The 9,943-nt window shown below is 58.6% G+C and carries 7 protein-coding genes; 4 read left to right on the top strand and 3 right to left on the bottom strand.

What is annotated here, in order from left to right; genetic code table 11:
* Positions 1-169 precede the first annotated feature (169 nt).
* The 3 genes from M3436_16685 to uvrB form a co-directional block, all read right to left on the bottom strand.
* Positions 170-805, bottom strand: coding sequence for a tyrosine-type recombinase/integrase (locus tag M3436_16685; GenBank protein ID MDQ3565671.1), 636 nt, complete (start codon positions 803-805; stop codon positions 170-172).
* Between the two features lie 165 nt (positions 806-970).
* Positions 971-1,660 (bottom strand): DUF899 family protein, encoded by a 690-nt coding sequence (locus M3436_16680; GenBank protein MDQ3565670.1) that lies wholly within the window; start codon positions 1,658-1,660, stop codon positions 971-973.
* Between the two features lie 160 nt (positions 1,661-1,820).
* Positions 1,821-3,842: an excinuclease ABC subunit UvrB gene (gene uvrB, locus M3436_16675; GenBank protein MDQ3565669.1), complete on the bottom strand. Its 2,022-nt coding sequence runs from the start codon at positions 3,840-3,842 to the stop codon at positions 1,821-1,823.
* A gap of 185 nt (positions 3,843-4,027) precedes the next feature.
* On the opposite strand from uvrB, the gene M3436_16670 reads away from it, so the two are divergent.
* From M3436_16670 to M3436_16655, 4 genes are all read left to right on the top strand, one after another.
* The gene (locus M3436_16670; protein MDQ3565668.1) at positions 4,028-5,212 is read left to right on the top strand and encodes a pyridoxal phosphate-dependent aminotransferase; all 1,185 of its coding nucleotides are present in this window, start codon (positions 4,028-4,030) and stop codon (positions 5,210-5,212) included.
* Between the two features lie 24 nt (positions 5,213-5,236).
* Complete coding sequence (locus M3436_16665; protein MDQ3565667.1) at positions 5,237-6,331, top strand: phytoene/squalene synthase family protein; 1,095 nt, start codon at positions 5,237-5,239, stop codon at positions 6,329-6,331.
* A 108-nt stretch (positions 6,332-6,439) separates the two neighbouring features.
* Positions 6,440-8,380: a squalene--hopene cyclase gene (gene shc / locus M3436_16660; GenBank protein ID MDQ3565666.1), complete on the top strand. Its 1,941-nt coding sequence runs from the start codon at positions 6,440-6,442 to the stop codon at positions 8,378-8,380.
* The gene (locus M3436_16655; GenBank protein MDQ3565665.1) at positions 8,332-9,114 is read left to right on the top strand and encodes a purine phosphorylase; all 783 of its coding nucleotides are present in this window, start codon (positions 8,332-8,334) and stop codon (positions 9,112-9,114) included. Before shc ends, M3436_16655 begins: the two co-directional genes overlap by 49 nt.
* Positions 9,115-9,943: the final 829 nt, after the last annotated feature.

Below are 9,943 nucleotides of genomic sequence, written 5' to 3'. Positions count from 1 at the left end.
AGTAGAACAATCTTTCTTGCCCACTTTGCCGTTGCCCCATCATCAGCAGTTCTCCGTAATAACCATTACGAAGATCCGATCATCACCGCGAGCAGAAGTTCCGGAAGTTTTTCAACAAAATCGGCCGGCAAGCGACCGCCCCAGGCGACCGCTTTCGGCTGTAATGGTTTCAAACTTCGGTCTGCTCAGACATCTCCAGCGCGTCATCGACCTCGATGCCGAGATATCTGACCGTGCTCTCCAGCTTTGTGTGTCCAAGCAGCAGCTGCACCGCTCGGAGATTCTTCGTTCGCTTGTAAATCAACGTGGTCTTGGTACGACGCAGCGAGTGGGTACCGTAGTCTCCGGGGTCCAATCCGATGCGAGCCACCCACGATTTCACGATCCGCGCATATTGCCGTGTCGAAATATGCGGTGACCTCGTCATGCGGCTCGAGAACAGATATTGACCGGAAGCGAGCTGCGTCTTGGCGATCCAGGCCTCAATCGCCTCTCGGGTCTGCTCGGTCAACTCGAACTTGACCGGCTGTCCCGTCTTCTGCTGCATGACGGTGGCCCGGGGAATGACCCGACCGCTATGAGCGACATCACGTACCTGGAGTTTGACGAGATCGCAGCTCCGAAGTTTGCTGTCAATCGCCAGATTGAAAAGGGCAAGGTCTCTGGCGCGCTTGGCCAGTTGCAATCGGATCCGAATCGCCCAGATCTCTCGGAGTTTCAATGGGGGCTTCGGCCCGATCAGTCGGCCCTTGTTCCACGGATTGTGAATGGCACTGACATCGGTGCTATTTGCGTTGCTGTACATGGTGTGTTTCCTCCATACTCAGTGGGGAAACACAAGTCTGGCTCATCACAATATGGGGCGCTTGCCGACCCGGAGGCGACATTGGAGCCTCTCTTTGTGAAAACGACTTGATGACGAGCTTTGCATATCGCCTCACTATTCAAGTCCGCGCGACTGGGCGCCACACTACTCCTTATTCAGATAGTTTTTTTCCAAGAATTCGGACCTGAACTTTTGTGGCGGAGTGGGAATGTCTGGCCGCCCCTCTGGCGTAAAGTCCATGAGATTCCAATACGGCCACACCGTGTCGAGATGATTCGCCGACAGTTCAGTTCCCCAGAAATGAAAAATCTTTCCATCCTGCCTCCTAAATACATGCATCACTGGCCATTGCATATCATCAGAGTCTCCCTGGCACTTGTAATCGGCTTGATAGGCAGACTCCGATCCGGAAACCAGCGCAATCTGCGACCATCCACGTTGTTTGGCCCACGCATTGATTCGTTCGGCCGGGGCTTTGGCAATTGCGACAAACGAGGCGTCTTGAGTGATCTGATACCAGGTTCGATCAAACCCATCGACCAGCGACGTACAGGAAGGACAGGGATTGTCCCAGCTCGGACCGTACATGAATGAGTAAAGGAGCAGCGTGTTCTTGTCTTCAAATAGCTTGGAGAATTTCACACTCTTTCCTACTTTCCCATCGTTGGCCCATTGGAAGACGTAGTCCTCTTTTAACTGCCCGCCGGGAGGGAGGTTGCGGCGTCTTTCTGCCACAGATCTTACTTTGTCGACAAGCTCTTGTTCGTCTTTGAGCAATGATTCGCGCGCATCGCGATACTCTCTGCTTTCGTTTGGATACCGTAGTTCACTCATGTTCGTCTCCTCTTTGAAACTAGTATTCGAATGTTCTCTAGATGGCTGCTCGTGACCGATAGCCGAAATTCAAACTGAGACACAACCGAAAGGTGCGTGCGCTCCTTGGATTTGGGTGTGCCGCGAGCGATTGCCGTGGACCGCGTTTCCTTCCAATGAGTTATATCGCCGCCCGTTGCGGGGGGATCCCAAACACCGCCGCGCGAATCCGGCCGATCTCATCGCGCAGTTGCGCCGCCTGCTCGAACTCGAGCTCGCGTGCATGCCGGAACATCTTTTCCTCGAGTTTCTTGATTTTCTGTAGCGCCCGTTCGGGCGCGAGGGTCCGGTAATCGCATTCGGGTTCCTTTACGCTATTGCGGCGCCTCGGCGCGGTTTCCGCGTAACTGACTTCGATGAGCTCAGTCACCGCCTTGGTCACCCCGCGCGGCGTGATGCCGTGGAGAACATTGTAATCCACCTGCCTGCTGCGGCGGCGGGCCATCTCCTCCAGCGCGCGTTCCATCGAGCCGGTTACCTCGTTGGCGTACATGATGGCCCTGCCCGCGAGGTTGCGGGCCGCGCGGCCGACGGTTTGAATCAGCGATCGCTCCGAGCGTAAAAATCCTTCCTTGTCCGCATCCAGGATCGCGACGAGGGAAACCTCCGGGAGATCCAAGCCTTCGCGCAAGAGGTTGATACCCACCAAGACATCGAAGCGCTCCAGGCGCAGATCGCGAATGATTTCGACCCGCTCGACGGTATCGATGTCGGAGTGGAGATAACGCACGCGCACCCCGTGCTCGGAGAGATAATCGGTGAGATCCTCCGCCATGCGCTTGGTGAGCGTCGTCACCAGCACCCGCTCGTGGAGATGAATACGCGCGTTGATTTCGGAGAGTAGATCATCGACCTGGGTCGCTTGCGCCCGGATCTCCACCTCCGGATCGACCAGGCCCGTGGGCCGCACCACCTGCTCGACGATTTGGGCTGAATGCTCCAGCTCATACGGGCCGGGCGTTGCGGAGACGAAGATAGCTTGCGGCGCGAGCCGCACGAACTCCTCGAATTTCAATGGGCGATTATCGAGCGCCGAGGGCAACCGGAACCCGTAGTCCACCAAGTTTTCCTTGCGCGACCGATCGCCTCGGTACATGCCGCCGAGCTGCGGGACCGTGACATGGCTTTCATCGACGACCAGCAAGGCATCGGCGGGCAGATAATCGAAGAGCGTCGGCGGCGGCTCGCCGGGGCGGCGGCCCGAGAGATAACGCGAGTAGTTCTCGATCCCGGCGCAATAGCCAATCTCGATCATCATCTCGAGATCGAAGCGCGTGCGGCTCTCGAGTCGTTGCGCCTCCAGCAGCTTGTTGGCGGCGCGCAATTCCTGCAATCGATCCCTGAGGTCGATCTTGATCGCCTCGACGGCTTCGAGCAGCGTTTGCCGTCCGGTGACATAGTGTGTCTTGGGATACACCGTGAGGCGTGGGACCCGGCGCAGGATCTCGCCCGTGAGCGGGTCGAAAAAGCATAAGCTCTCGATGCTGTCGTCGCCGAGCTCGACCCGCACCGCCTCGCGTTCGGATTCGGCCGGAAAGATATCGATCACATCGCCGCGCACCCGGTAGGCCGCGCGACGCAGTTCCAGGTCATTGCGGGTGTACTGAAGCTCGGCCAAGCGTCTCAGGATCTGGCGTTGGTCCACGGTGCCCCCGCGCACCAGATGCAGCACCATGCCGTGGTAGGCGGACGGATCGCCGAGGCCGTAGATCGCCGATACCGTGGCGACAATGATGGTATCATGGCGCTCGAGCAGGGCTTTCGTCGCCGAGAGGCGCATCTGCTCGATGTGCTCGTTAATCGTCGCATCTTTTTCGATGTACGTATCCGAGGCCGGCACGTAGGCTTCAGGCTGGTAGTAGTCGTAATAGGAGACGAAATATTCGACCGCGTTGTCGGGGAAAAAACCACGCATCTCGGCATAGAGCTGGGCCGCTAAGGTCTTGTTGGGCGCTAGGATCAAGGCCGGCCGCTGGACATGCTCGATCACGTTGGCGATCGTAAAGGTCTTGCCGGAACCGGTGACACCGAGCAAGGTTTGGTAGGCGAGCCCATCATGGAGACCGGCGGTGAGCCCGCGAATAGCCTGGGGCTGATCCCCGGCCGGGCCGAAGTCGCATTTTAGAACGAAGCTCTTTCCCATGGGGATTCTGTTGCGGCGCAAACTCAAGTATATTACACGCCGTTTTGGCTGCAATCGTCATAGCGGCCGAATCCGGCATCCAGAAATCCTTAACCCATTAAAAACTCTGGACTTCGGCGTTCGTCGCGGTGACGACGCGGGGAACGCTTGATCATAACCTTGCAAATAGAGGCTTTCGCTCGTCCGTGAGACTTTCCTATCGCGCCCTCTCGATCAAACCCTCCGCGACCCTTACCGTCGCTGCCCGGGCTACCGCCCTGAAGCAGGCCGGAAAAGACATCATCAGCCTGGCTGCGGGCGAGCCCGACTTCGATACGCCGGACCACATCAAGGCCGCGGCTATCAAGGCGGTGCGGGAGGGGTTTACGAAATACACCGCCGTTGAAGGCACACCGGCCTTAAGGAAGGCTATCAGCGATAAATTTAAACGCGAGAACGCGCTCGACTATCCGCCCAGCCAGATTCTCGTGTCATGTGGATGTAAGCACAGCATTTACAATCTCATGATGGCCGTGCTCAATCCGGGAGATGAAGTGATCCTGCCGGCCCCCTATTGGACCTCCTATCCGGATATGGCGAAGATTGCGGGCGCCGAGACGGTGATCATCAAAACCGGCCTCGACGAGCGCTTTAAGATCAATCCCCAAAAGCTGCGGGCCGCGATCTCATCGAAAACGAGGCTTTTGATCCTCAATAGCCCTTCCAACCCGACCGGGGAATGCTATTCACGCGGCGAGTTGCGGGCGCTCGCAGAGGTGTTGTTGAACCATCCGGAGATCATCATCGCCTCGGACGATATTTACGAACATATTCTTTGGCAAGCGGAGCCGTTCGCGAATATTCTAAACGCTTGCCCGGAGCTGAGCGATCGTACGGTGGTCTTAAATGGAGTCGCCAAGGCCTACGCGATGACGGGATGGCGCATCGGTTATGCCGCCGGACCCAAAGCGGTCATCCAAGCCATGACCGTCCTGCAATCGCAAAGCACCTCGAATCCGACCTCCATTGCCCAGATCGCGGCGCAAGCCGCGCTCGAAGGCGAGCAAGCGATCGTGCGCGAACGCTGCGCCATATTCAAGGAACGCCATGATTTGGTACTGGAGCGGATCAACAAAATACACGGTATCGAGTGCGTCGCGGCCCAAGGCACGTTTTATATCTTTCCGAACGTGCAAGGAGCGATTGGGCGGATGGCGGGCGTCAACAACGATGTCGCGCTCGCCGAGCAGTTATTGGAGCACACGGGTGTCGCCGTCGTTCCGGGGGTCGCTTTCGGCGCGCCGGGCTACTTGCGTTTATCCTTTGCCACCAGCACGGAGAATCTAGTGCAAGCCCTCGATCGTATCGAAGAGTTTTTGGGCGCCAAGTGATCCTATGCAAGGAGACCGCGTGCGATGTCGACGGAATTGAAGCCAGGCGCGGCTTTAGGTCCGGATCACGCTTATCAAACGCACATTCTGCAAGGCGTATCCAGGACCTTCGCCTTAACGATCCCGGCCCTTCCGCCGGAGCTTTGCAGGGTCGTCGGCAACGCCTATCTGCTGTGCCGCGTCGCCGATGTGGTCGAAGACGATAACCAGCTGCGGCCCACGCAACAACGGTACTTCTCGGACCAGTTCGTGAGCGTCGTCGAAGGCACCGAGGCGGCGGAGCGTTTTGCATTGGAGCTTTACCCGTTGTTATCGGCCGCCACGCCGGAACCCGAGCGCGATCTGATCCGAAACACGGTTCGCGTCATCCGCGTTACCCACGGTTTTAACGCCCGCCAACGCCAGGCGCTTGCTCGCTGTGTGCGCATCATGGCCCAAGGAATGGCCGACTATCAACAACGCGAATCGCTCGATGGCCTTCCTGATCTTCCGGCTTTAGATGACTACTGCTACTACGTGGCGGGCGTGGTCGGCGAGATGCTGACCGAGTTGTTTTGCGATTACTCGCCGGAGATCAACACGCAGCGCGAGGATCTCATGCGGCTTGCAGTATCATTCGGTCAAGGGCTCCAGATGACCAATATTCTTAAGGACATTTGGGAGGACAGCAAACGCGGCGCGTGCTGGCTTCCGCGTGATCTCTTCTTGGCGCGCGGCGTTACACTGCGCGATAATATCCCAGGCGCATGCGACGCCGGATTCGGCGATGGGCTCGCGCAACTCATCGGCATCGCCAAGGCGCACCTCGATAATGCCCTGACTTACACCCTTATTATTCCGGGCCATGAACCAGGGATCCGGAAGTTTTGTCTCTGGGCGTTGGGCATGGCGATCTTAAGCTTGCGAAAGCTAAACAAGCACCGCGACTTTAGCGCGGGATCGCAAGTTAAGATTTCCCGCCGCAGCGTTAAACTGACGGTAGGGATATCGAATCTGCTGGTGACTCAAGACAGGTTTCTAAGAGCGCTCATGAATATTCTCACAAGGGCTTTACCAGTCAATAACATTCATGAGAAACTTGATAAATTAAATTACAGCGCGGGTTCTCATACCTCGTAGCAGAAAAACAGTGGCACTAAGGGCAAGATCAAGGCCGGTAACTGCCGACCGGTGCTCGCATCAACGTGCGTCAGGAACGCTCGAAGGCGCGCAAGGAGGCATGGCATAATGAAACGATACCTAGTCACCGAGGCCGAAGCTCGCACCGACGCGGGGTACGAGTTCGGACGCGCCCCGTTAGAGCACGCCGTCAAGAGGGCCCGCACGGGACTCGAGCGCCTCCAGAAGGAAGACGGCCATTGGGTGTTCGAGCTTGAAGCCGACTGCACCATCCCGGCCGAGTATGTCCTCATGATGCATTTCATGGATGAAATCGATAGCGGGTTGGAGCAACGAATGGCTGTGTTTTTGCTCAGTCATCAGGCCGAGCATGGCGGCTGGCCGCTGTACGCGGGCGGCGACTTCGACATCAGTTGCTCGGTGAAGGCCTATTACGCGCTAAAGCTCATTGGCGACTCCCCGGAGGCCGCGCACATGCTGCGGGCCCGTGAGGCCATACTAGCCCACGGGGGCGCCGCCGCGAGCAATGTGTTCACACGCATCACGCTGGCTTTATTCGGCCAAGTGCCCTGGCGGGCCGTGCCGTTCATACCGGCCGAGATCATGTTGCTGCCGCGCTGGTTCCCGTTTCATGTCTCGAAGGTTTCCTATTGGTCTCGCACCGTCATGGTGCCCTTATTCATTCTCTGCAGCCTCAAGCCCAAGGCGAAGAACCCGCGCGCTGTCGGCATCCGCGATCTCTTTGTCACGCCCCCGGAAGAGGAGCAAGATTACTTCCGTATAAAAACGCGATTGGGGCGGGTGTTTCTGCTGCTCGACCGGCTGGGCCGGGCGATCGAGCCCGTGATCCCGAGGGCGGTACGCCGCCATGCAATTCGACGCGCCGAGCGCTGGATCACGGAGCGGCTTAACGGAACCGATGGGCTCGGGGGCATCTTCCCCGCGATGGTGAATGCCTACGAGTCCCTGGTTCTCCTCGGTTATCCCAAAGATCACCCCTACTGCACCGAAGCCAAAGAGGCTTTGAAGAAACTTCTGGTCACCGGCGAGGACTCGATTTATTGCCAGCCTTGCGTCTCGCCCGTGTGGGATACGGCCATCGCGGCCCATGCCGTCTTCGAGGCGAACGGCAAGCGTACGAGCGCTTCTTGCCGCCGCGCCTTGAACTGGCTGCAAGAACGGCAACTCAGCGACGAGCCCGGGGATTGGCGCGAGACTCGCCCGGATCTCAAAGGCGGCGGCTGGGCCTTCCAGTACGCCAATCCCCATTATCCGGATCTGGATGATACCTCGATGATCGGCTGGGCCATGTGCTTGATCGATCCGCAACGTTACAAGTGGTCGACCCATGCCGCGGCCGAATGGATTCACGGGATGCGATCAAAAAACGGCGGCTATGGCTCCTTCGACGCCGACAACACCTGTTACTATTTGAACCACATTCCCTTCGCGGATCACGGCGCCTTGCTCGACCCGCCAACCAGCGACGTCACGGCCCGCTGCATCGCGCTGCTCGTGCTCGCCGGCGAACCGCGCTATAGGACCGCCATTGCCGCTGCGATCGAATACTTAAGGAATGAGCAGGAAGCAGATGGCTCTTGGTTCGGCCGCTGGGGAAGCAACTATATCTATGGCACCTGGTCGGTGCTCAGCGCCTTGCGGATCGCCGGTGAAGATTTCTCGCAACCCTATCTTCGGCGGGCGGTCGAATGGCTCAAGTCGATGCAGCAATCCGACGGCGGCTGGGGAGAAAGCAACGGCAGCTACTTTCCGGCCCGACGCGGCGAATACTATCCGAGCACGGGCTTTCAGACGGCCTGGGCCCTCCTGGGCTTGATGGCGGCCGGCGAGGTAAGCTCCGAGTCAGTGCGCCGGGGGATTGATTACCTAATCACGCGCCAAGGCGCGGATGGTCTCTGGCACGATGAAGGCTTCACGGCGCCCGGTTTTCCGCGCGTGTTCTATTTGAAATACCATGGCTACACCAAGTACTTCCCGCTGTGGGCGATGGCCCAATACCGCAATTTAACGCCAGCCACTCGCGACTGAAGTCTGCCCCGCTCGGGATCGTCACCGCGCTCGCGGCCGAGGCGCGCTGCATCGCGAAGGCGCCGGGCTCCGTTCCCGGACTGACGCGTCTCGGCGATACACTGCTCTATGTCTCGGGGATCGGTCAGGCGCGCGCGCGCCAGGCCGCTGAAACGCTCGTCGCGCAGGGGGCGCGGGCCTTGCTCAGTTGGGGCACGGCCGGTGCGTTGGCGAGCGCGTTACGGTCCGGCGATGTTATCGTTCCCGACACCATCCTGGTGTCAGACGCGCCGTTTCGGGTCGACGCGGCGTGGCGCGCCCGTTTGGCCGCGCGCCTCGCGGAGCACCTCACGGTACACACCGGCGCCATGTTGCATACCACCGAGGTGATCGCTACCCCCGATGAAAAACGCATGTTGTTCGAGCGTACCGGCGCGCTCGCCGTCGATATGGAGAGCGGCGCCGTCGCCCAGGTGGCCCAGGGCGCGAAGATCCCCTTCGCCGTCCTACGCGCCATCGTGGACCCGCAAACGACAGTGATCCCGGCCGCGGCATTAGCCGCCATCGACGAGCTCGGACGCCCAAGGATAGCGAGCCTGCTCTCGGCCCTGGCACGCGAGCCGCGCGATGTCCTCGCATTAGTGCGGCTATCGGCGTGCTTTCGCGCCGCGCTCGCCTCGCTCAAACGCGCCGCTGAATTTGCCGGTTCCGATCTGTGCGCTTCGCTTTCCCCGACGGAACGAACGTGTTCTTAGAATCTATAAGACTTTTGAACGCCCATTTTCCTTGGAAGGAAAAGTACAGCTTCACCTGTGGGCTGTCAAAGGCGCGAAATTGCGGTCCAGAATCGGGTTTTCAGTCAACGCTGAGACTTACCCCATGCTTCGGTTGGTTTGTCTCCCTCCGTTGCCGCGTGTGTCTGCTGCTTCGTTGAACTTCGGTCCCGCCTGCCCAGACATGATCGGTGGTCGGCAATTCAACATAATACCCGGGATTATGCGCAGCACTCCCCGTGCTCGCGCCGCGCCGCGCCGCTCCCACCGTTTGGCCGATGGCTGTAATCGAAGGTGACAATCGATGAATTTGGGTTAGTTAGTTCTCGGGGGCGCAACAATCCACTTGTGGGAACGGACCATTGCATTGGCAAAGCGGTCCTTCTTTTTTCCGAGAACGAGACCGTGCGCCGGGTCATTGGGCGGGTCCGTAGCTTTGATGATAGGATGGCCAAACTTACGGACGTCCCCAGCGACGATGGACGTAAGGAAGTTGTTGGGGTAACCCTTAAGAGCATCTTCCGGCGGGCGCCCCTGCGCTACCATGAGACACTCAATATTGACCGACATCTCTTCGTTCTTGAAAACGCTTGAGGACAGACGGCTTGCGCCGTCTTCACACGTTATTAACTGATGCGGCGGTACGCGGCGGAATAGGCGGTCGGTATTGGGGATTGACAGGTCGTCTTCTAGCCCGCATTTCTCACCAATGTGTCGATACATGAGCTAAAGGCATTGATGAGGACATCAGAAAAGAAGACCGCTTGAATTAGCCGCTGCGGTCGAGACGCCAACAGGACAAATCGAGTAA

It is taken from the genome of Pseudomonadota bacterium (assembly GCA_030859565.1).
In the GTDB taxonomy this organism is placed as follows: domain Bacteria; phylum Pseudomonadota; class Gammaproteobacteria; order JACCXJ01; family JACCXJ01; genus USCg-Taylor.
This window is presented reverse-complemented; position numbering and strand designations above follow the sequence as displayed.